16 protein-coding genes and 1 tRNA gene are annotated in these 21,857 nt (G+C 50.9%); 9 read left to right on the top strand and 8 right to left on the bottom strand.

The features are described 5' to 3' along the window. The first annotated feature begins 16 nt into the window (after window positions 1-16). The 6 genes from METPAY_RS01005 (at window position 17) to METPAY_RS00980 (ending at window position 7,458) form a co-directional block, all read left to right on the top strand. Window positions 17-445 carry a hypothetical protein gene (locus METPAY_RS01005; protein WP_048148348.1) on the top strand — a complete coding sequence of 143 codons (429 nt, stop codon included), beginning with the start codon at window positions 17-19 and terminating at the stop codon, window positions 443-445. A 518-nt stretch (window positions 446-963) separates the two neighbouring features. Next, on the top strand, window positions 964-2,442 hold the full coding sequence (argH, locus tag METPAY_RS01000; protein WP_048148346.1) for an argininosuccinate lyase: 1,479 nt from the start codon (window positions 964-966) through the stop codon (window positions 2,440-2,442). Next, window positions 2,439-3,683 carry a Glu-tRNA(Gln) amidotransferase subunit GatD gene (gatD, locus tag METPAY_RS00995; protein WP_048148345.1) on the top strand — a complete coding sequence of 415 codons (1,245 nt, stop codon included), beginning with the start codon at window positions 2,439-2,441 and terminating at the stop codon, window positions 3,681-3,683. Before argH ends, gatD begins: the two co-directional genes overlap by 4 nt. Beyond that, window positions 3,673-5,505, top strand: coding sequence for a Glu-tRNA(Gln) amidotransferase subunit GatE (gene gatE / locus METPAY_RS00990; protein ID WP_048148343.1), 1,833 nt, complete (start codon window positions 3,673-3,675; stop codon window positions 5,503-5,505). Before gatD ends, gatE begins: the two co-directional genes overlap by 11 nt. A 127-nt stretch (window positions 5,506-5,632) precedes the next feature. Continuing rightward, on the top strand, window positions 5,633-6,454 hold the full coding sequence (locus tag METPAY_RS00985) for a helix-turn-helix transcriptional regulator (RefSeq protein WP_048148342.1): 822 nt from the start codon (window positions 5,633-5,635) through the stop codon (window positions 6,452-6,454). A 98-nt stretch (window positions 6,455-6,552) separates the two neighbouring features. Beyond that, the gene (locus METPAY_RS00980) at window positions 6,553-7,458 is read left to right on the top strand and encodes a UbiA family prenyltransferase (RefSeq protein WP_048148340.1); all 906 of its coding nucleotides are present in this window, start codon (window positions 6,553-6,555) and stop codon (window positions 7,456-7,458) included. A gap of 332 nt (window positions 7,459-7,790) precedes the next feature. Here METPAY_RS00980 and METPAY_RS00975 read toward each other — a convergent pair whose 3' ends face one another. The 3 genes from METPAY_RS00975 to cobO form a co-directional block, all read right to left on the bottom strand. Continuing rightward, window positions 7,791-8,954 (bottom strand): TIGR04083 family peptide-modifying radical SAM enzyme, encoded by a 1,164-nt coding sequence (locus tag METPAY_RS00975; protein WP_048148338.1) that lies wholly within the window; start codon window positions 8,952-8,954, stop codon window positions 7,791-7,793. Between the two features lie 55 nt (window positions 8,955-9,009). After that, window positions 9,010-10,203, bottom strand: coding sequence for a M24 family metallopeptidase (locus METPAY_RS00970; RefSeq protein ID WP_048148336.1), 1,194 nt, complete (start codon window positions 10,201-10,203; stop codon window positions 9,010-9,012). Window positions 10,204-10,278: 75 nt separating this feature from the next. Continuing rightward, the gene (gene cobO, locus METPAY_RS00965) at window positions 10,279-10,794 is read right to left on the bottom strand and encodes a cob(I)yrinic acid a,c-diamide adenosyltransferase (RefSeq protein ID WP_048148334.1); all 516 of its coding nucleotides are present in this window, start codon (window positions 10,792-10,794) and stop codon (window positions 10,279-10,281) included. Window positions 10,795-10,870: 76 nt separating this feature from the next. On the opposite strand from cobO, the gene METPAY_RS00960 reads away from it, so the two are divergent. Next, window positions 10,871-12,205: a Glu/Leu/Phe/Val family dehydrogenase gene (locus tag METPAY_RS00960; protein ID WP_245611488.1), complete on the top strand. Its 1,335-nt coding sequence runs from the start codon at window positions 10,871-10,873 to the stop codon at window positions 12,203-12,205. Between the two features lie 15 nt (window positions 12,206-12,220). On the opposite strand, the gene mmp10 is transcribed toward METPAY_RS00960, so the two are convergent. After that, window positions 12,221-13,456, bottom strand: a complete 1,236-nt coding sequence (gene mmp10, locus METPAY_RS00955) for a methyl coenzyme M reductase-arginine methyltransferase Mmp10 (protein WP_048148330.1) — start codon at window positions 13,454-13,456, stop codon at window positions 12,221-12,223. Between the two features lie 143 nt (window positions 13,457-13,599). Here mmp10 and METPAY_RS00950 point away from each other — a divergent pair. Continuing rightward, window positions 13,600-13,672: transfer RNA gene (locus tag METPAY_RS00950), tRNA-Thr, on the top strand. A 211-nt stretch (window positions 13,673-13,883) separates the two neighbouring features. On the opposite strand, the gene METPAY_RS00945 is transcribed toward METPAY_RS00950, so the two are convergent. The 4 genes from METPAY_RS00945 to METPAY_RS00930 all read right to left on the bottom strand — a co-directional run bounded on the left by METPAY_RS00945 (window position 13,884) and on the right by METPAY_RS00930 (window position 18,689). Continuing rightward, complete coding sequence (locus tag METPAY_RS00945) at window positions 13,884-14,597, bottom strand: hypothetical protein (RefSeq protein ID WP_048148329.1); 714 nt, start codon at window positions 14,595-14,597, stop codon at window positions 13,884-13,886. Window positions 14,598-14,877: 280 nt separating this feature from the next. Continuing rightward, window positions 14,878-16,197, bottom strand: a complete 1,320-nt coding sequence (locus tag METPAY_RS00940; protein ID WP_048148327.1) for an APC family permease — start codon at window positions 16,195-16,197, stop codon at window positions 14,878-14,880. 146 nt (window positions 16,198-16,343) lie between these two features. Then, window positions 16,344-17,774, bottom strand: coding sequence for an amino acid permease (locus METPAY_RS00935; protein ID WP_048148324.1), 1,431 nt, complete (start codon window positions 17,772-17,774; stop codon window positions 16,344-16,346). Between the two features lie 222 nt (window positions 17,775-17,996). Next, window positions 17,997-18,689 carry a type 1 glutamine amidotransferase gene (locus METPAY_RS00930; protein ID WP_048148323.1) on the bottom strand — a complete coding sequence of 231 codons (693 nt, stop codon included), beginning with the start codon at window positions 18,687-18,689 and terminating at the stop codon, window positions 17,997-17,999. Window positions 18,690-18,842: 153 nt separating this feature from the next. Between METPAY_RS00930 and METPAY_RS00925 the strand changes: the two genes are divergently transcribed. Continuing rightward, entirely contained in the window at window positions 18,843-21,848 is a 3,006-nt protein-coding gene (locus METPAY_RS00925; protein WP_048148322.1) for an ATP-dependent helicase, read from the top strand. The last annotated feature ends 9 nt before the right edge of the window (window positions 21,849-21,857 follow it).

Here is a 21,857-nt window from a genome sequence, read left to right as displayed (position 1 = left end):
AGCAGATAATTAATTAATGAACAGACCCGGACACGGCGGACACAATATAACGGCTCCTTTTTCAATATGCTACTCTCCCGAAAACGGTTACTGCGCCTCTAAAGGGGAGAGCCTCGATATGAAGTTTGAGATCGTCCCGGCGGACGGATTCCGCGAGCCTGTCGACGTGAAGATCAGGATCAAGGTTCCCGATCCTGCGGTAGGGATTTTCACGATATACAACCAGGTGCACGATCTCGGGGTACATTCGTACCCGTACTCCCCTATGTGCTTCAGGCAGGATCTCGATCCAGAAAACCCGCCGGAAGGATATGAATTCGTCAAAAAGGCTTATGCAGCGGCAAAAAAAATGAAGATCGACGCGATCGATGTTCACGTTGACGTCACCGCCTCGGGAGGGGGATTCGTCTTCATGGAGAAGCCCGTTTACAGGGTGAATTTCTGAAATTTTTTTTGATTGCTGCTTCACCGGAAGCAGAATAAATTTCATCCATCTACTTTTGGCAACACCTCGCCGCGAGCCGCACAGCGGCCCGCGGATCGGCCCCGACCTCGGGGCCTCTCTGTGATGATAACCGCTCAGGGGATAGACGAGTATCCTCTGAGCGGTGGGACGCGGTAAACTCATGGCGTGTACGGAACGGAACATACCATAGCAAACTATATTCAACAGCTCAGGGGACCCTTGCCGGTTCCCTGAGCGTGCCGTGAGAGGACTATCTTAAGGCAAGGCCCCTGGGCAGGGGCCGTCCGGTGGCCTGCCGCCGGTGCCGGGGTTGCCATAAGTGCTTCATGCAATCCCGGACGCATGTGAGGACGAGAGAATGCGAAACATTACGAGTAATTATTTTTCCGCACAAAAAAACCGCCGGGGTAAATCCCTGCCGGCTTCCTTTCTCTCCGGTTTATCGGCGCCTTAAATATGCTCCGGGTCATACAATTAGGACAGGAGTGGAGAATATCATGAGCAAAGACCCTTTGAGGGAAGGAAGGCTCGGCGACGGCCGGCCGCCTGAGGTCTGGAGTTATCTCTCGTCCCGTGAGGCCGACCGGTTCATCGGGGATGCCGATATCCTTGTCGATATCGCCCACCTGCTGATGCTCGAAAAACAGGAGATCATAAGCAGAGACGCGGCAGGGAGGATCATGGCCGTCCTCCTGGACCTTCACGAAAACGGACTGCCCGACCCGGTCTTCGACGAGAAGTTCGAAGATGTCCATGCAGGAATCGAGGCCCTTGTCATAGAGAAGACAGGGATCGACACGGGCGGCAGGTTGCACATGGGAAGGTCCAGAAACGACGAGGTCGCGACCTGCGCACGTGTCAGGCTGAAACGTGACCTTGCCGAAATCATGTCGGGGATAAATGAAGTCAGGGAAGTCCTGATCGAAAAGGCAGGGCAGAATACCGAATCCTACATGCCCGGTTTCACTCACCTCCAGCACGCACAACCTACGACTCTTGCACATTATATGATGAACTACGAGCAGGCGTTCGAAAGAGACTTCGAGAGGTTCGGGGATGCATACCTCCGGCTCGATCTCTGCCCGCTCGGGACGGCTGCGTTCGCATCGACAGGCTACCCGATCGACAGAGAATATACCGCAGAGCTTCTCGGGTTCTCCGGGGTTCTCGAAAATTCGATGGACTGCGTTGCCGGAAGAGACGTATTCATAGAGGTCATCTCGGCCTGTTCCATACTGATGACGACCCTGAGCAGGATGTGCGAGGAGTTTATATTGTGGAGCTCGTCCTTCGTGAACTTTGTCGAGCTCGCGGATGAATACTGCTCGACAAGTTCGATTATGCCGCAGAAGAAGAATCCGGACTGTGCAGAGATCATGAGGGGAAAAGCCGGATCTGTTCTCGGCGCACTTACGGCATCGATTGCGATAGTAAAGGGGCTGCCGATGAGCTACAACCGGGATCTGCAGGATCTCTGGCCGCACCTGTGGCGCTCAATGGAGGACGTAAAGGCGTCGCTCGCGATAATCGCAGGAATGATCGATACGGCATCATTCAATACCGAACGGATGAACGAAGAGGCAGGAAAGGGCTTCTCGACCGCCACAGAACTGGCCGATGTCATGGTCAGGGAGTTTGGGCTCCCGTTCAGGACGGCGCACGGGATAACTGGCAGGGCCGTCAGGATGAAGAAGATCGATCTCGAAACTCTCGAAGAGGCGGCGAACGAAATGGCAGGATTCTCGCTGAAGAAGCTCGGCATGACCGAAGACGACGTGAAGAGGGCTCTCGATGTTGCATATTCGGTTAACGAGAGGTCGGCGATCGGCGGACCTGCTCCCGGAGCTGTAAAAGCGGCAATCGCCGGGAAGACCGCCGCACTGAATGAAGATTCCGAATGGATAGAAGATATAAAAATACAGAACGAAGAGGCGAAGAAGAGGATGATAAAAGCAGCAGAGGAGCTGAGAGGTTGAGTTTGGATATAGAACCGGGAGACAGGGTCGGCTGCACCTACGCGGGAAAAGAGCTCGAAGGCTTTTATATTACGGAGCGGGACGGAAAAGCGGTGATCAAGCTCGATTCGGGCTACAACCTGGGAATCGATGCAGGAATACTGAAGAAGCTTGAGACACAGGCGCCGAAGCCCCATTCTGCAAAGAAGATCGAACAGGACGAGAGCCTCCCGCAGCTGTCGATAGTCTCGACCGGCGGAACGATCGCATCGAAGATCGATTACAGGACAGGAGCCGTCACAAGCCAGTTCGAGGCGGACGACATCCTGAGAGCGATCCCCGGGCTTGCAAAGATTGCGCATTTCAGTGCACAGGTCCCGGCGACAATCCTCTCGGAGAACATGACTCCTGCAATCTGGAAGAAGCTTGCATCGACTGTCTGCGACGAGATCAAAAAAGGCTCGCGGGGAGTGATCGTAACCCACGGGACCGATACGATGGCGTACTCGGCCGCGGCCTTAAGCTTCATGATCGAAACACCGGTCCCGATAGTCTTCGTGGGATCGCAGAGGTCGGCCGACCGTCCTTCGAGCGACAACGTGATGAACGGCCTGTGCAGTGCCGCTGCGGCTGTCTCGGACCTCGGCGAGGTCGCGGTGGTCATGCATGCAACGACCAACGACGACTATTGCGCAATCCACAGGGGAACGAGAGTCCGGAAGATGCACACCTCAAGGAGAGACGCGTTTACCACCATGGGCTCGGATATCATCGGGACCGTGGACTACCCGTCTCTGGAGGTGAAGCTCTCGTGCTCTGCCGCAAGAAGAAAAGAGGAAGGCCCCGAACCGGTCCTGAATGACAAGCTCGAAGAGAAGGTTGGTATCCTGTATTTCTATCCTGGAATGTCACCCGAGGTCGTCGAGGCGTTCAGCGGCTACAAAGGTCTCGTCGTGATGGGGACCGGACTCGGGCACACGTCGTCGGGATGTATCCCCGCGTTGAAATCGCTGGTGAAAGACGGGACTTCGGTCGTCATGACATCACAGTGCCTGAACGGCCGGGTATGTGACAGGGTTTACGATACCGGACGCGACCTCCTGAACGCCGGAATAATCGAGGGCGAGGATATGCTGCCCGAAGCGGCGATGGTTAAACTCATGTGGGTTCTCGGGAACGAAAGCGATCCGGACAGGGTCGCAGAACTGATGCGGACTAATCTCCGCGGCGAACTGGGGAGGTGCACGCCCAATGGACTATGAGAAGATCGGGCTTATGGCCGGAATCGAGATCCACCAGCAGCTGGATACGGCTGAAAAACTCTTCTGCCACTGCCCGACAAAGCTGAGGGGCGTGGACGAGAGATGCGGCGAGTTTAAGAGATACCTCAGGGCGACGGAGAGCGAGATGGGAGAGATCGACAGGGCGGCAGAAGAGGAGATGAAGAAACAAGACCGCATCTACACCTACTACGCATACGATACGACATGTCTTGTCGAAAACGACGAGGAACCGCCCGCTCCCATGAATCCCGAGGCGCTCGGTCTTGCGCTGACTCTCGCGAAGATGATGGGAATGACTCCGGTCCAGCAGGTCCACGTCATGAGGAAGCTCGTCATCGACGGTTCGAATACAAGCGGTTTCCAGAGGACTGCACTCGTGGCTCTCAACGGAATACTTCCTGCCGGGGCAAGAATCGAATCGATCTGCCTTGAAGAGGAGGCAGCCCAGAGGGTCGAAGGCGATACGTTCTCCCTCGACAGGCTGGGAATTCCTCTCGCCGAGATCACCACCGGGCCGGATATGAAGACGCCCGAGCAGGTGAAGGAAGTCGCCGCATATATCGGAATGCTCCTCCGCTCGACCGGCAGGGTCAAGAGGGGCCTAGGGACTATCAGGCAGGATGTCAACATCTCGATCAGGGACGGTGCGAGGGTCGAGATAAAAGGTGTGCAGGACTTAAGCCTCATCGACGAGGTCGTCCGGCGCGAGGCACTCAGGCAGCAGAATCTGGTAGAGATCGCGGAAGAGCTCAGGAAGAGAGGGGCGTCGGTCGGAGAGGAGGTCATCGATGTCACCGACCTGTTCAAAGATACAGGATCATCGATCCTCAAACGGGCGAAGTGCATACTCGCAATAAAGCTCTGTGGGTTCGCCGGGCTTGTAGGAAAGGAGATCCAGCCCGGAAGAAGACTCGGTTCGGAGATGTCCGACTATGCAAAGAAGTGCGGCGTCGGTGGTCTGTTCCATACGGACGAACTCCCGGCATACGGGGTGACAGCCGAAGAGGTAAAGATCTTAAAAGACCGGCTTGCCGCCGACGATTCGGACTGCGTCATACTTGTCGCGGATACGAAGAAGAAATCCGAATGCGCAATCGGACAGATTAAGAAGCGTGCCGCGATGGCATTCGACGGAGTGCCGGAGGAGACCCGCAAGATGCTCGAAGAAGGAAGCTCGTCGTACATGAGGCCGCTGCCCGGAGCCGCGAGGATGTACCCGGAGACCGACGTTCTCCCCGTGGACATCAGCGGCGAATACTGGGATTCGCTTGAGCTGCCCGAGCTTATAATTGAGAAGGAGAAGCGTTTCGCAGAAGAGTTCGGGCTCGACGAATCGCTTGCAAGGCAGATGGCCTACTCGTCGAAGGCCGGCGTATTCGAAGAAGCCGTATCGAAAGGAGTTAAACCGAACCTTGCGGCAAGGACAATCTACTCGACGATCAGGGAGCTGAGGCGCGACGGCGTGGATACGGGATGTCTCAGGGACGAAGACGTCATTGAACTACTGCTCGCCGTCGAAGAGGGATGTGCGGCCAAGGAGGCGATTCCGGATATACTTCGGGCCGTATCGAAGGGCGACAGCGTTTCTGCCGCGATGGAGAAGATCGCACCCTCGGTATCGGAAGAAGAGCTTGCCGGCGTGATCTCCGGGATCATCGAAGATCGGATCGACTTCGTAAAGGAGCAGGGCATGAGATCCCTCGGCCCTCTCATGGGTGTCGTCATGAAGGAGATGCGTGGCAGGGTCGACGGGAAAGTAATCAGCGAAGTGCTGAAAAAAGAGCTCCAGAAAGTCCTGTAACAGAATTCCCAGGCAATCCACCATTTTTTATTTAATTTTGGTCAGGTGCAGTTAATTTGACTAATTTGTTTCCATCCGCATTCAAATCTGCAAACATATATCTACAGGAATTTCAATTATTAGATGAATGAATCCCGTAATTGATGCATATAATGAGCGTCAGGCGGAAATAAGGGGGATTTTTCGATCCAGACTCATTACACAGATTCTTATTGCTTTGGGCGAAGGAGAACAATCGCTATCCGGACTTCGCGACATTACAGGAAGCTCCTCACAGGCAATAATTCCAAAGATCAGACAGCTGGAAGCGTTGAGTTATATCGAATCGACGAAGGAGGGTTATCGCCTTACAATCATAGGAAAGATCCTTGAGAAAGAGATTGAGAAGCTTGTAAAGATAATCAGCCTGTCCGATTCGAACCGCGAATTCTGGTATAATCATGATACCAGGGACATTCCCGCCGAATTTCTTGAAAATATCGGCGACCTTCATAATTCGACAATCATCCACAACACTGAAGATAATATATTAAAAGTTCATTTTAATTTCATTAAATTGATGGATGAAGCATCGTTCATAAAAGGAATTTCATCGTTTATGAGTCCGTCACATGCAGAAATCATAAAAAAATCCGTAATGAGAGGGATTCAGGTAGATCTGATTGTAACTCCTGAAATTGCAGAAAAGATGAAGGAAGAACCATATGAAGAAATTTTAAAAACAATAATAGATCTTGACAATTTCATGATCTATATCTATCCCAAACCGATTAAAATAGGAATGACGATAACGGATAATTACCTCTCACTCGGATTATATTCCAAAGAGCCCGATTTCTACGATTTCACTGCCGATCTTATTAATTCTGACGGAATAGCAGTTGAATGGGGACAAAGGCTTTTTGAATATTATAGATCGGGTTCGGAAGATTTCATTAAAGGGGCATAATATTCAGCATAATTTTATAAATTTATTTTCATAATTATTCCAACTCATTAACATTCATCGACACAATAAATGTTAATGATACATTTTCATCAATTTTCATGCACAACATTGCATTGGAAAAGAATATTATTGTTCCCGACTTTGTAGGGATTATTCAAGTTCTTGTGTACAGCTCCTTGTATCTTTCCATTGCCGGGGGCGCAATGGTTTTTATTTCATGTTCGCTACAGAACTTCGCATTCAGCCCGGTTGCGGCCCTGATCATGGTACTAGTAACATACGGCGTATATAACCTCAACAGGAAAACCGACGAAGCGGAAGATATGATGAACCATTATGAAAGGTACCACTTTACAAAAAAATACGGCTCATTTCTCTACAAATCATCGATTCTTGCATACGTCACTGCCGCAGGGATTGGTATAATTTTCGGAACCGAAGCGCTTTTCATGACATTATTGCCCCTTATTGCAGGAGTCCTTTACAGTATTCCTATCTTTCCAAAGCGCATAGGTTTTTCAAGGATCAAAGAAGTCCCGGTTTTTAAAAGTCTGATCGTTGCCGTAGCATGGGCAATTCCCCCCGCCTTTCTGCCGGTATACCTTTCATCCTCCCTCCCGGGATTTTCGACATACGTCGTTGCATTGTACTTTTTCATTCTGGTTTTTACGAGTACCGTCGTATTTGATATCAGGGATGTAAAAGGGGACATTGTTTCAGGAGTCAGGACAATTCCGGTAATACTGGGTAAAGAAAAAACGGTCGTACTCCTTTCGGCGCTCAACATTTCGGCGGGGCTGGCAATAGTTTACTTCGGATTAGAAGTGTTTTCTTTATATCAGGTTCTGTTTCTTTCGCTCAGCATGGTATATGTACAGTGTTATCTCATCTATTCACTCAGGGAGAATATTACCAAAATGATCTATGAAATATTCATTGACGGCAAATTCATCGTTCTTACGGGAGCATATGCCACTTTGTGGTGCCTCTTGATATGTGCCTAATCACCATTTTTTAACATTCATAAAATTCTTTTATCCCTACAGGTCTGATCAAATTAATCGGATCGATTAATCTTCGCCGGCATAATAAATGTCAATAGATAAGACGAAGTTGTAAGTGGAGAATCACTCCGTTAGGAACGACGGATGAACTCCAGTTGTTTATCAAAGAGTCTATAGACCTGCAAACAAACGGACATACCGGAAAACCAAATTATCAGGCTGGAAGGGGGGCACCATTCACCTGCTAATAATTCAATTCACCGTTATCTTAATCATCAAAACAGGATCAAGCATTTTTGAGTTTTCAATTCCTCGTATTCTCTAATTTTATTTTAAAGTCTGCTGAAGGCCATGTCCTGTATGAGTGACATCACTCCCGGTTTGGACCACTTCTTCCGCTTCGAACTGAAGGCATACATATCCTCAGGCGGCGCCTCGAACATCTCGGTGTTCAGCCGGTCGTTGATCTCGTCGAATATTCTTTTGTATGCAGGGCAGTGGGGATCGACACCGGAGATTTCCCCGCCGGAAGGCGCGATTGCGTTATACGGGCATCCCCCGCGGCAGTACCTGATGTGTGCGCATCCGGCACAGGTTTTATCCACGTAATCCTTAAATGCCAGCATCCTCTTCCCCGCTTCGGACGACATCAGTTCTTCGATCGATGGCTTTTCCGCCACATTTCCCATCACCCATTCAGGCATCCCGACGAACCTGTAGCACGGATATATGCTACCGTCCGGACCGACCGCGAAGGTGCTGCCCATGCAGTCAGCAAAAGTGCAGACGTTCCCGTGCCTCGTGAATACACACCTGCAGAGATCGTTGATGTTCATGATCTCGATCTCTCCGAAATGCTCGAGCGCCATATCGAGGAGGTATACGAGAAGCTCACCGAAATTTTCCGGCGCAAGGGCATACTTCTCAGGCTCTGAACCCTTGAGGGACGGAAGGGCCGGGTGAAGCTTCAGGGTCAGGCCGTTTTCGAGGAAAAATTCGAATATTTCTTCCTTCCTCTCTACGGATTCGGAGGTGAAGGTGCATATGAACCTGACATCGAGCCCGTGCTCTCTTGCAGTCCTGTAGCCGTTCAGAGTCTTGTCGAAGTATCCTTCGCCACGCTGGAGATCGTTTATCTCCTTCGGCCCGTCGATGCTTGAGCCGACCGGGACATTGTATTTTGCAAGGACATCGGCGATCTCCGGCGTCATCAGCCAGAGATTGGTCTGGATGGCAAAGGCGGGATCGAGATGCTGGAGACCGTCTGCAAGAAGAGGGAGCGCCTCGCGGTAGAAATCAGCCCCGGCAAGGAGAGGTTCTCCGCCGTGGAACGTGAATGTGACCTGGTTGTCCCTGAGATCTTTCATCCAAACGACTACGTCCTTTATCGTATCAATGCTCATCCGCGGCGAGTTTACATCCGAACTCCAGCAGTAGCGGCATTTCGACGGGCACCCGAGAGTGGGGATCAGCATTACGTGGAAGGGCGTTTTCATTAAGGATTTTTTTGTCTTTGAAAAAGGTATATTTTTCTAAAAAGTGATAACGAATTCACTCGATGAGCATCAGGCCGGGATGTGTTCCGGTGATGCATCTTCCGCCGGAGGGAGTCACGACGAACGTATTCTCAACCCCGACCATCCCGACGCCCTTTACGCCTTTCTTAGGCTCGACTGCAAAGACCATGTTTTCGACGAGGGGCTCGTCGAAGCCTGCCGCGATTACGGGGATCTCGTCGACCAGAAGACCGACGCCATGACCGAGGAAGTTTACGGTCCGGTCCCCGTAGCCCATGAAATTCTTCATGAAATCCTTATCGAGGGATTCCATCACATCCTGGTATATCTCCGAAGGGACAATTCCCGGCCGGAGCATGGAGGCGATCCTTTCCTGTACCGCAAGACAGCCGTTGTGAGCCTCTACAGCCTCTTCGGGGAGGGGTTCTTTGAATGTATAGGTCATCGTCTTGTCGGTATGATATCCGTGGTATCCCGAGCCCGTGTCTGCGAATATGAGGTCTCCGCGTTTAAGCTTCCTCTCGCGGCTGCCCAGGAGGGGGACAGCGGGTCCGAGTCCCGCCGCTCCGCCGGGGCCGTTGAAGTAGGTCGGGTAGATCGAGCTCTCGCCGAATCCTATCTGACCGACGAGTATCTCGGTGTCGAACATCCCAAACCGGGCCACACCGTGATGACCTTCCTCCATCATGAGCGAATATAGTTTCAGGGCGAAATCGAGTTCGCTCATCCCTTCACTGACGATCTCCGGGACACGCTCCTCTAAAACGCGGCGATGGATCTTCCCGGACTTCTCCATGAGCGATATTTCATAATCGCTCTTCTGCGCCCTGACCATTCCGAGGACATAGTCGAGCGATTTCACGTCGATGAACCCGAAATGCTTCCTGAACCTCTCGATCAGGCCCAGCGTAACCAGTTCGGTTTCGACGAATATTGTCTGCGGCAGGTCGTCGGTGGCTGTTGCGGCATCACGGTAGCTTCTCATCTGCCTGATATCGGGAAACTGCGACTCTGCGAGAGCTCTCTCGCAGCTTCTCCTTACCCATAAGACCGCATCACCATTCGACGGGATTAGCAGAACCCCGTCCTGCATCGTCCCGGTGAAATAATACAGGTTTACCTTGCCGAATATCGCGGCCATCTCCCAGCCGGGATGGGTTTTGTTCATTCCCGCCCTGAAGCGGTTCATTCTCGACTTCAGCTCGTCCCGCGGGACTTTATCATTCATGATTAATTATTGGGGAGAAGAGAACATATTACCAGTGCCGGACAAAGGCAGGAAGGAAGGATTTTTACAGGAGAGTCAGTATTCTATACCCTCTCTCGCACGGACGCCTTTGTCAAAATAATGCTTTATCTTTCTCATCTCGGTGACGAGATCCGCGGCCTCGATCAGTTCGGGCGGCGCATTTCTTCCGGTGCATATGACCTCCGTGCCGGGAGCCCTCGATTCGATCGCCGCAACGACGGTTGACGGGTCGAGGAGGCCGTAATGAATCGCGACATTCACTTCGTCCATTACAACGAGATCGTATTCTCCCGAAGACATCACGGCCAGGCATTTTGAAAATCCTTCTTCGGCAAGCCTCCGGTCGTCTTCGGTAGGCTCCCTGTCTAGGAAGAATCCCTCGCCGAACTGCATGATTGTAAAATTGCTGAAATGGTCAGGCACAAGAAGCTCCGCCGTCTCCGACATCTTGATGAACTGCGCGAAGAAGACACTGCCTCCATGCAGAACAGATCTCATCGCGGTGCCGAATGCCGCCGTCGTCTTTCCCTTCCCGCTGCCGGTATAGACCTGGAGATATCCTTCCTTCATCCTTTCCTCATGTAACTGGTTTTAGTCGCGGAGGATAAGTTTCTTTGTAGTCCTGATACGGAATATTTTTATCCGCATGCCGCGACTCCTCAGTTACCAAAAAGGACGGATGAATATGGAGCAGAACCTCTTCGAATCGGTCAAGCAGAACATCTGCACCTGTGAAACAGGTCCGCATCTGACTCCCAACCTGGAATCGCTTCTTAAGATTCCGATGAAGGAGATCCACGTCTCCCTCCCGGTGAGGATGGACGACGGAAGCATACGAACGTTCCAGGGCTTCAGGGTCCAGTACAACAATGCCCGCGGGCCTGCGAAAGGAGGGATCAGGTATCACCCTGACGAGACGATCGAGACGATACGCGGCCTTGCAGCGATTATGACGCTCAAATGCGCCCTACACGAGCTTCCTCTCGGCGGTGCAAAGGGGGGAGTCGTATGCAACCCGAAAGCCATGTCGAATGGCGAACTGGAGAGGCTTTCGAGGGCGTATATCCAGGCGCTGGACTGTTCCATCGGCCCGGACAGGGACATTCCCGCACCTGATGTGTATACGAACGAACAGACGATGGGATGGATGATCGACGAATATATCAGGCAGACGGGATGCGTCCATTTCGGTGCGATTACAGGAAAGCCCCTGTCACTCGGCGGATCGGAGGGGCGGCACGATTCGACCGCACGGGGAGGGTGGTATTGTATCCGCGAGGCGGCAAAAGAGACGGGGATCGGAATGGAGATGAAGGAGACATCTTATTCACCCGAATCCAAAGCAGAGACCGGTGAGGCTGCACCTTCTGTTGCGATCCAGGGTTTCGGGAATGTAGGGTATAATGCCGCACTTATTGGAAAGGAGTTTACAGGATGCAGGATCGTTGCGGTCTCGGACAGCAGCGGCGGGATCTACTCGGATGAAGGGCTCGATGTTGCGGGAGTCATGAAGCACAAGAAGGAGACAGGGTCGGTGAAAGGTTTTCCGGGGACTGAGAATATCACTAACTCACAGCTTCTCGAACTGGATGTAGATGTCCTCATCCCTGCTGCACTGGAGAACGCGATTACCGAAAAAAACGCGGATGAAGTGAGGGCGAAGATCCTTGCGGAGTTCGCGAACGGGCCGACGTCGCCTGTCGCGGAAGAGATAATGAACAAAAAGGGGATTCATATCATCCCGGATCTTCTCTGCAACGGCGGAGGGGTGATCGTCTCGTACTTCGAGATGGTCCAGAACATGAATATGGACCACTGGGCGGAGGATTACATATACCGCCGCCTGGATGAGAAGATGACGAGGGCCTACCATAAGGTGCTGGAATTTTCAAAGAAGAATTCGATTACGATGAGGAAGGCGGCGTACACTATAGCACTTGAAGAGGTCGTTGATGCGATGACGGCAAGGGGCTGGGTGTAAGATAAAAAAAGCAATCTACTTTCCGTACATATTGATGAGCCGGATTAGGTCGGCGAATCCTTCCATCTCCATCTCCAAAACTCCGTTTTTATCCATTCCCATGCTGGTCTCCGCATCGGCTGTGAGCATCTCGGGGCCTCTTACGATCCGTCGCTGAACACCGTCCGCGGAGAGGACTTCTTCGGCTTCTTTTTCATGCACGAAGCACCTTCCGGGGATGATTACGGTCTCTTCGATCTTCGAGAGATCGACGGATTTAAGGTCGTCGATTGTAATAAGGCAGGCGATCTCCTTCTCGGTTCCGTAGACCCAGGTCTCGTTTCCACAGGCATCGAGCACCTGCTGTATCGGGCGGGCGGCGATTGAGCCGGTGATGATTGTCGCCTTCTTCTCTACTCTCGGGAGTTTTTCGAGGAGGTCGGGTTCTTTTATGATTGCAAAGGGCGAGCCGATGGAGGGGTCGCCGAGCGGTGTTCCGCTGATCTTCATTTTGAACTTCGAGTTCAGGTCAGAGACAATATCAGAGAATTCACGGACGGTATGAAGCATCTGGCCGTCGATTACCGGGGCGTTTCCGAGGATTAGTCCCTGGTCGGTGCGGTTCGCGAATCTCATGAGGATGATTCCCTTCGCACCGCACTCTTCGACCCACCGGCAGGTCTCTTCGAGTACTTCGCCGTCGTTTACGCCCCTGAGAATTACGGCCGCCGCGTAGACGTCGATCTTTTTGCAGAGTCGTTTGAAGATTTCAAGTGAGACCTCGGGAGTGGGGTCGCCCATGTACTTCGCCCGGAGTGCCGGGTCGCTTGCGAATATCGTATATGATATCTCGGAGAGGCCGTTTTCGATCATGAATTCGGCGAGGTCGGGATCGTCGAAGCCCTTCCCACTGGTATAACCGATGTGGATCGGGACCTCCATGCTTCCGAGGATTTCCATCAGATCCCGGAACTCGGGGTAGCAGGAGGGATCGCCTCCGCCGCTGATCGTAATTCCGGTGAGATCGCCGTCCATTATCTGGAGATCGGCGAGGACGCTGTCGGCGACCTCTTTTAGGTCCTTGAATCCCTCATACTTCTCGCGGACGCCGTTGGTGCAGTACTCGCACCCTTTCGAGAACGGGAGACAGTATTTGCACCCGAACGGCTCTGGGTCATCCTCCTTCTTCAGCCGCTTGAAATAACAGAAACTACAGAATCCGCGGCAGTCCCTCCCCGGGCTTCCTCCTATATCCACGTTCAGGCGACCCATATTTAAACATCCGGATTGTTGTGATCAGGTTTTGTGGCTATTCTCTGATTAAGAATTGGGTTTGGGCCAAAGGACGAAACCGGCGAAAGACCGGAAACCAATCGCCACCTTTTTTAATCTTTGAGAACTAAAATTGTTAGTGCGCCTCAGTGGCTCAGTTGGCAGAGCGGCTGACTTGTAATCAGCAGGTCCCGAGTTCAAATCTCGGCTGAGGCTTTTTTTTTGAGATCTTACTTCCGATATTACTTGGAATCTAAAATATTTTCACAGGATAAATATTGAATTATTACTAATAAAAAAAATTGTCCACACTTTGTGATTTCTGCCTCATTTAAGACCGAGATAAAAAATTTGAATGAGAAAGATTATTTTAATAATTTGAATTCAATTCCCGGAATAAATGTGTCCCGCGAAGAGAAACAAATTTTTATTTTAATAATCTTTTAATAGATCTTTTTGTTGTTCTGTGAATCATGTCTTTTTCAGCATTCCTTAAATCCTCCTCTCTTTTTTTAATGACTTCAAGGCCACCAAGGCGTTTTCTAATCAAATCAATTTCCTTACCCTCCCAATTATTTATAAGCCAAATTGCAGATGCATATGCAAGCCATTCACCATGTCTTCGCTGAAAATCAACATCCCCATCACCATTTTTTGTAATAGTTGGAACACGGATTTTCTTCTTCACTAATTCTGAACAAATTAACCAATCATTAACAATTTGTCTACCATTAACAGCAAGAACAAATTCCAGGGAAATCGCTCCGGCCAGAACCATAACCCCAACTCGCTGAATAGAAAGAGATAATTCATAAGCGAATTTGTTTTCCCACTCAGATCGAAGAGTTGCAGAAATAAACTGGTTTAAAGCTTCTTCATTTATTTCTGTCCCATTGGGAACAATCTTCTTTTTTGCGAAAGATCTCGCTTCTTTGAGATTAGAGACAACAGTATCGTCTATTTTCAAAGGAACGGGAAATTTCCTATTTAGATATTCATCAGAAAAGAAATACTGAATATTTGCAATTTTCTCAGGATAAGAAAGATATGATCTAAAATAAAAAATTGAATAAGTTCCGATCATTCCGATAATAATTCCCAAGAATGTAAAAACCAAATCAAAGTTTGTGATATCAGTCATATTAGCACATATTATATCCAATAGAAAAAACTTTTCTGCCTAGAAATATCAATTAAATCCTTAAACCAAAATCATATTAAAGCACAAAGAATTAACCAATAAATCTCTAATAAACAAGCAGTAACTACAGTTTATACATACGAGTTCAACATCCCTACCGGGTCGATGACGATGTCCTGCGGCGTCTGCTGAAAAGCGACAAAGAACAATTTTATAATTTTTAATTTGAGTAAAAGTTACTCTCTCGGCTTAATTTAATGTTCCCAATCCAGAAACAAAATCACTTCACTTTCCTCCCCAGCCTCCTCCCGATCTCCCTCCTGATCCTCTCTCCTCCCGGAGTGTCCTCGACGAAGTAGAAGACAAGGCCGGGGAGGATGATCGCAAGCCCGAGAAGGATTATCAGCAGATTCAGAGTTGCGAGCATGAAGATGCAGGAGACAAAGCCAAGAGCAGGGATGAGCACTCCCAGCGGCATCCTGAAATATGTCTTTTCCGGGGGGACGAGGTGCTCTTTCCTGACGAGAATGAAGGCGCTGATGTTGACAAGCGCCATCGTGACAAGCGTTGTTACGTTCGTCAGGCTGACGATGAAATAGAGATTCCCGTATATCACCAGCACACAGCAGAGGACAGCATCTAAAATGATCGAATTCACCGGCTGTTCATGCAACAGGCGGGAGAACCGACAGGGAAGCTGCTTCTCGAAGGCCATCTCCATCGTAATCCGGGATGCACCGATTACATTCGCGTTAGCCGACGAAAGCGTGGAGAAGACCGCTCCAAGTGCAACGAGAGTGGCTCCCAGGCTCCCGAAAAGAACCGCGGCCGCATCGAAGACGCTCTTCTCCCCGTATGAGGGAAGATTCGCGGAGAGTAGCGCCACTATAACACCCGTGTAGATCACCGCCACGATCCCTATGGCTGCAAGAGTTGCAAGCGGAACATTCCTTGACGACTCCTTGATCTCCCCGCCCATGAGCGCCACCACCTGGAAGCCGATATAGGCAAAAAAGACCATCGTCATTCCGTCAATCACCCCGCCGGTACCGGAGGCGAAGAACGGGGTGAAATCACTCGCACTGATATAAAAAAGGCCCGCGATAATAAGTCCGAGGAGGATCGCAACCTTCGAAACAACAAGTGCCACCTCCAGTTTTCCCGCTTCCGAAAGACCGTGGATATTCAAAAACGAGAGAAGGACAAGAGCGGCAAGCGCAAAATACCTTGGATCGAATGAAGTTCCCAGGAGCAAATTCGCGTAGATCCCGAAACCCAGCAGGATAAAGGCGCTTGCAATCGTGAGGCTGATATACATCGCCCAGCCAGCGATGAAACCCGGTACCGGGCCAAGCATCCTCCGGGCGAAGAGATAACCTCCGCCGTCCTCGGGGTAGATGCTCGCAAGGGCGGCATAAGACAGGCCGGAGAACATCACCAGTATTCCGCAGAGGATATAGGAGACCACTGCGGAAGGCCCGGCAACATCCACCACAAGACCACTGAGGACGAAGACACCCGCACCGACCATATTGCCGACCGCGAATGCGATTGCGGTGAACAACCCGAGCCCCCCGCTTCTCGTCGTCCCTTCGTCCATACCAGATAGATGCATGGAACGCTCTTAAGAATATCCCATAATGAGACAGATTCAATAGTTTCAACCGCGATAATCAGGATTTCCTGTCGGGATCAACTCAGGATAAACCTGTCCGGGTTTAGAACCCGCCCCGGAAAAAAAAGAGTTTAGTCTTCGTCCAGGAAGATATCCTTCTCAGGCTTCCATTCAGGTTTCCTGAAATGATATATGACGAAGGGGATCAGCGTAAAGAGAATAATACCGCCGAAAAGGAACGCTTCGTAAAACATCAGGCTTCCTGTCGTGATCTGCGATGGCGGGAAAAACCCGACGATCAGGATCAACAGAGACCCTACAAGGCCGATCCCCGCGACAATCCACATTCCGGCAATTCCGCCCGGAACCCTGTAAGGGCGCTCCACGTCGGGACGGGAGTACCGGAGGCGGATCGCCGCCGCGAACATCAGGATATAGATAATCGTATACAATTGCGACGTAAGGGCCGTAATGATCCAGTAAGACGCATTCACGTTCGGCATAAGCACGAAGAGAAACGCAAGAAGAGATCCCACTATCGCCTGAAGAATCAGTATCGAAACAGGGGCATAATTCCCGTTTACCTTCTGAAGTACCGGAGGGAGATCCCCGTTCCGTGCGGTCACCATGAACGCCTTCGCAGGACCGATGACCCAGGTGTTGATCAGGGCAAATGCACCGATAGCAGTAAGAGTTGCGATGAGCGGAACAATCCACGACATATTGAACGGCTTAAAGAACGCCTCAAACGCCTGCATGAGACCGGCAACCAGGCTTATCTCGCTCTGTGGGACCACGACAGCGACTGCAATCGTGGCGATAATGTAGATAAGCAGGATCAGGATCACTGCAATGAAGATAGACTTCGGGTAATTTCTGTTGGGATCTTTCACCTCCCGGGCGTGGATCGATGAGAGTTCAAGCCCCACATATGACAGGGAAACCCCGACCAGAAAGACCACGTTGTTAATGCTGGAGAAATCGGGAATTGCAGACTTTCCGGTAAGGGCAATCTCCAAAGGATTCCCTGACGCCACCCACCACAGGCCCATGATTATCAGTATGGCGCCGGGGATCAGGGTTCCGAGGATCACACCGATCGTACTGACCCATCCTGAGATCTTCATGCCGAAGAAGTTGACGATGGTAAATGCCCAGAATACAACCAGGATTACGGACATCGTATAAAAACCGTTGCTGGCAAGGGCGGGATTGAAGATATACGCGATCGTCGCGGCGGTAAACGCAAGGATCGTCGGGAACCATACGACATTGGCAATCCAGTAGAACCAGCTCGTTACAAATCCCCAGCGATCCCCGAAGGCTTCCTTCACCCATATATACAAACCACCGGCCTGCGGCCATCCCGTCGCAAGCTCGGCCGACACGAACGCCACTGGAAGAAAGACAATAATTGCACCGAGAATCCAATAGAAGACCGACCCAAAACCCTCCTCGGCAACGGAAGGAATATTTCTAAGAGACAATACTGCGGCAACTCCGATCATGGACAGGGTAAACAGACCCAGTACCTGCCGCTCTGATTTTTTCGATTCAGTCATATCATCACCTCAAATATAATTACCTCTGATACCACACGGGAGAACCGAACACCCAAATAATTAATCTGATTCTCCCGATGGCGTTTTAATAAAGCATTCTATTTATTCTTTTTGCGGCAGAAATGAGGATTCAGTTAAACTTAGCTGATTAGACAGGGTTTGCAGAATAAAATAAAGGGATTGTGTTATATTTCATCAAACCCATATTCAGAATTTGTTCAGTCAAAGATCCTCAAAATACTTAAGAATCAAAACCATCACCACGTTGGCAGAACGAATATTCGATCCTTTAAGAATCTCCGCAAGAGGCTGAATGAAACGCCTGTCGCCTTTCAGTTCGTCATAACAGTTTTGCGTCAGGCTCTTCAGGTTCTCCTCCGTCATCTCGGGATGGAACTGGAGCCCGATAACACGCCCCCTGTACAAAAATCCCTGGTTCTCGCAGGCGGTGCTTCTGAAGAGGTTTACGGCATCATCCGGGATACCGAACGTATCCCCGTGCCACTGGAAGACTGTAAAGCTGTAAGGGATTCCCCGGCAGAGTGGAATCATTTCCGCATCGGCGGTTTTTTCAACGGAAAACCATCCAACCTCGGGATATTTGTTCTTCCTGACAGGAGCACCGAGAACATCGGCAATGAGCTGGCCGCCGAGGCAGATCCCGAGCACCTTCTTTCCTGAATCGATTGCAGCTCTGATGAACTCTTTCTCACCTGAAAGCCACGGGAACTTATCCTCCTCGTATATGTTCATCGTTCCTCCCATTATCACGAGAAGATCGAAATCGTCGGTATCTGGAAAGGGTTCTCCGGCATAAAGCAGGGTCTCGGAGAACGGGTGGCCTTTCTCCTCCGCCCAGATACGGATATAACCCGTATCCTCGAAAGGTTCGTGAAGAAGGGAATGTATTCTCATCTGCGGAGATACTGCACAGACCAGGCGGATAAAACCACCCGCAATAATCTATTTAGATAATATAGCCGCTGCGAACGTACTGGATCTCCGGAAGGCAAATGATAATTCCTTCTGCCGCATAATCTACGATATCAAACCGGACCGGCGCATTGCATGACGAACGGAAACAGATTTGAACCCAACCCGGCACAGGCAGAGGCAATAAACGGATGCGGAATACAGCTCGTCCTTGCGGGCCCCGGCTCGGGAAAGACGCGGGTTATCACCGAGAAGATCCTTCACATGATCCGGGACGACGGTGCAAAGCCCGAAGAGATCCTCGCACTCACCTTCTCCGACAAAGCAGCAGCCGAGATGGCGGAACGGCTCGAAAAAGAGACGGATATAAGCCGGCTGACCATCGCAACATTCCATTCCTTCTGTCTCGAAGTCCTCGAGGACAACGTGCTCGATACAGGAATTTCATTCAACTCGGGCCTGATCAGCCGGACAAGCCAGCTCGTATGGGGGATGAAGAACATCGACAACTTCGGTTTCGGAGCCGTTGAGATCGGAAACAACGGACCTTCGGTGATCGAATCGATTATCGACGGGATCAGCAGGTTCAGGGACGAACTGATATCGGCGGAAGATATTGAAGAATACCTCGAAGGTAAGAAGGAGCAGGAATTATCCGCCGACGAAGAGATCTATCTCGCAAAACTTTCCGACCTCCTTAAAGTCTACAGGGAGTATGAGAATTACAAAAGAAGAGAGGGACTTCTCGATTTCGACGACATGATCCACGAAACAGTCCGCCTGTTCAGGAGCAAACCAGACATCAGGAGACAATATGGGAATCGCTTCAGGTACATCCTTGTCGACGAATTCCAGGACACGAACTACGCCCAGCTCGAACTTGTCAAGCTCCTCGCATCAGACAATTTATGCATAGTCGGCGACGACGACCAGTCCATATACAGGTTCAGGGGGGCCTGCGATGGAAACGTCGATGAGTTCTCCGGGCATTTCGAAGATCATAAGAAGGTCGTACTCGAGGAGAATTACAGGAACCCGGGGAAGATCCTGAGAGTCGCACGGCGGCTCATGGAATGTGCTGACGGATCATGCACAAAGAACCTGAAAGCAAAGAGCGGTGAAGGAGACCAGGTAATCGTCGCCGAATGCAGCACCGAAAATACAGAAGCAGGATATGTGGCGGACGAGATCGAATCCCTGATGGGCGAAGGGTTCCTCCCGGGGGAGATCGCAATCCTGTGCAGGAAGAGATCCGAAGGTGGAAAATACCGTGAGGTCCTTGCCGGCAGAAACATCCCGTGCGACTTCACGGGCGATGCCGCATTCTTCACAATCCCTGTGATCAAAGACGCGGTCTCTTACCTGAAAGCGATCGCAAATCCGGGCGAATCCGGCATCCCCCTCAACAGGATGATGAGACAGGCGGGCGTATCGGAGACGGCGATATTAGAGATCAATACCGGAGCAAAACAGATCCGGAGGGAAGGCGGAAAAGGAGACTGCGTTCTTGAGGCAATGAAGAAATGCGGCCCGGAAAACGATCCAGATACGATTGTAATTCGAGAGATCGCGGAAAATGTCGAACAGCTCTCATCCGCGAGACACAAAAAGACCCTTCCGGCCCTTGTCCGCGAGATCATCCTCAGAACCGGCAGACTCTACAGTAAAGACAGGGAGGGTGTCGCGGCATTAAACAGCCTTTACGAGATCGCACTCGAATTCTCCCGGATAAACCCGGCGGGAGAGATCGACGACCTGCTGGATCATCTCTCATTGCTGAGAGATATATCGGGAGATTTCGAGTTGAGCGAAGGGGGGGGAGCGGGTGTCAGGATAATGACAGTCCACCAGAGCAAGGGAAAGGAGTTTTCGGCGGTATTCGTAACCGATCTCTCGGAACGCCGGTTCCCGCTGAACTACAGAAGCAAGCCGTTCCATGTTCCGACCGACCTCTCAAAGAGTATTAAGGCCGGCGAAGACGAGAAGGAACTTTACAGGCAGGAAGAACGCCGGCTTCTATATGTGGCGATGACGAGGGCGAAGGAGAAGCTCTACCTGACCCGTGCAATAAGGTACGGGGAGAATAAAAGGGATTCGAAACCGTCGGAATTCCTGAATGAGATCGACTACCTGAACAACCCCGACATCATGGTCGTTTCCATAGAAGGCGGGAACCAGGAGAGGGGTGTCGTGATTGCAACAGAGGAAGGCGACCCGTTCTCCGAAGAGAATAAACTCATGAAGGAGGCCGTCGCGGCAATCGCGGACAAAAGATACAGATCAGCAGTTCAGAAGATACTGGCACTGGAATACATCAGAAATCTTGACGACGGAAAAGAGTTCGACAACAGGGCGTTCCTCGATATCCCGTTCGAAGTGCCGGAAGGATCCAGGAGAAAGCCTGAACCGCTTATCATACCGGGCGACGGAACCATACTGTCCGCCTCCGCCCTGAAACTATACGAAGACTGCCCGCTCAGGTTCAAATTCAAAAATATCTTAAAGATCCCGACCGAGCCGAAGACCTACCTCAGCCTCGGGACCACCGCTCATTCGATAATCGAGCGGCTCACAAAGATGAAGATGGAGGGAACCTGCCCCACGATGGAGAAAGCCGAAGATCTTCTTGAGAGATCCTGGTCACCTGATGCTTATTCATCGAGAAAGCACGAGGAAGAGGATAAAAAACGTCTAATCTGCCACCTTGCAAACTATCTTGAATGGGAGGCGAACAATCCCAATACGCCTCTTGAAACCGAGTTTGAGTTCGAGATCCCTGTCTGCGGGACCCCATTTAAAGGATATATCGACAGGCTCGAAAGGACGGAATCGGGCGGTTATGCGGTCGTCGATTACAAAACATCCAAAACCCCAATGTCGAAGAACGACGCTAAGAAGGATATCCAGCTGAATCTCTACGCATTGTGCGTAAAGGATAAGACTGGCATTCTCCCGGAGAAGGTTTCGCTCTTCTATCTCGGCAGCGGAAAGATGGTCGACTACGTTCCCGATTACGAATCGATCTCCGCCTTCCTCGAGAACGCCGAATCGATTATCGACAGGATATTTGCAGGCGATTTCGAACCGAATGACTCGCATAACTGTTCGAACTGCGACTACAGAATTCTCTGCGGAGAATGATGAAACCGG

It is taken from the genome of Methanolacinia paynteri (genome assembly GCF_000784355.1).
In the GTDB taxonomy this organism is placed as follows: Archaea; Halobacteriota; Methanomicrobia; order Methanomicrobiales; family Methanomicrobiaceae; genus Methanolacinia; species Methanolacinia paynteri.
This window is presented reverse-complemented; position numbering and strand designations above follow the sequence as displayed.

Bases quoted from the DNA above. Each gene is read 5' to 3' on its own strand.
- argH (WP_048148346.1), top strand. From the start codon at position 964: ATGAGCAAAGACCCTTTGAGGGAAGGAAGGCTCGGCGACGGCCGGCCG.
- METPAY_RS00930 (WP_048148323.1), bottom strand. From the start codon at position 18,689: ATGAGAATACATTCCCTTCTTCACGAACCTTTCGAGGATACGGGTTAT.
- gatE (WP_048148343.1), top strand. From the start codon at position 3,673: ATGGACTATGAGAAGATCGGGCTTATGGCCGGAATCGAGATCCACCAG.
- METPAY_RS00975 (WP_048148338.1), bottom strand. From the start codon at position 8,954: ATGAAAACGCCCTTCCACGTAATGCTGATCCCCACTCTCGGGTGCCCG.
- METPAY_RS00945 (WP_048148329.1), bottom strand. From the start codon at position 14,597: ATGACTGATATCACAAACTTTGATTTGGTTTTTACATTCTTGGGAATT.
- METPAY_RS00925 (WP_048148322.1), top strand. From the start codon at position 18,843: ATGACGAACGGAAACAGATTTGAACCCAACCCGGCACAGGCAGAGGCA.
- METPAY_RS00960 (WP_245611488.1), top strand. From the start codon at position 10,871: ATGCCGCGACTCCTCAGTTACCAAAAAGGACGGATGAATATGGAGCAG.
- METPAY_RS00935 (WP_048148324.1), bottom strand. From the start codon at position 17,774: ATGACTGAATCGAAAAAATCAGAGCGGCAGGTACTGGGTCTGTTTACC.
- METPAY_RS00985 (WP_048148342.1), top strand. From the start codon at position 5,633: ATGAATCCCGTAATTGATGCATATAATGAGCGTCAGGCGGAAATAAGG.
- cobO (WP_048148334.1), bottom strand. From the start codon at position 10,794: ATGAAGGAAGGATATCTCCAGGTCTATACCGGCAGCGGGAAGGGAAAG.
- METPAY_RS00940 (WP_048148327.1), bottom strand. From the start codon at position 16,197: ATGGACGAAGGGACGACGAGAAGCGGGGGGCTCGGGTTGTTCACCGCA.
- METPAY_RS00980 (WP_048148340.1), top strand. From the start codon at position 6,553: ATGCACAACATTGCATTGGAAAAGAATATTATTGTTCCCGACTTTGTA.
- METPAY_RS01005 (WP_048148348.1), top strand. From the start codon at position 17: ATGAACAGACCCGGACACGGCGGACACAATATAACGGCTCCTTTTTCA.
- mmp10 (WP_048148330.1), bottom strand. From the start codon at position 13,456: ATGGGTCGCCTGAACGTGGATATAGGAGGAAGCCCGGGGAGGGACTGC.
- METPAY_RS00970 (WP_048148336.1), bottom strand. From the start codon at position 10,203: ATGAATGATAAAGTCCCGCGGGACGAGCTGAAGTCGAGAATGAACCGC.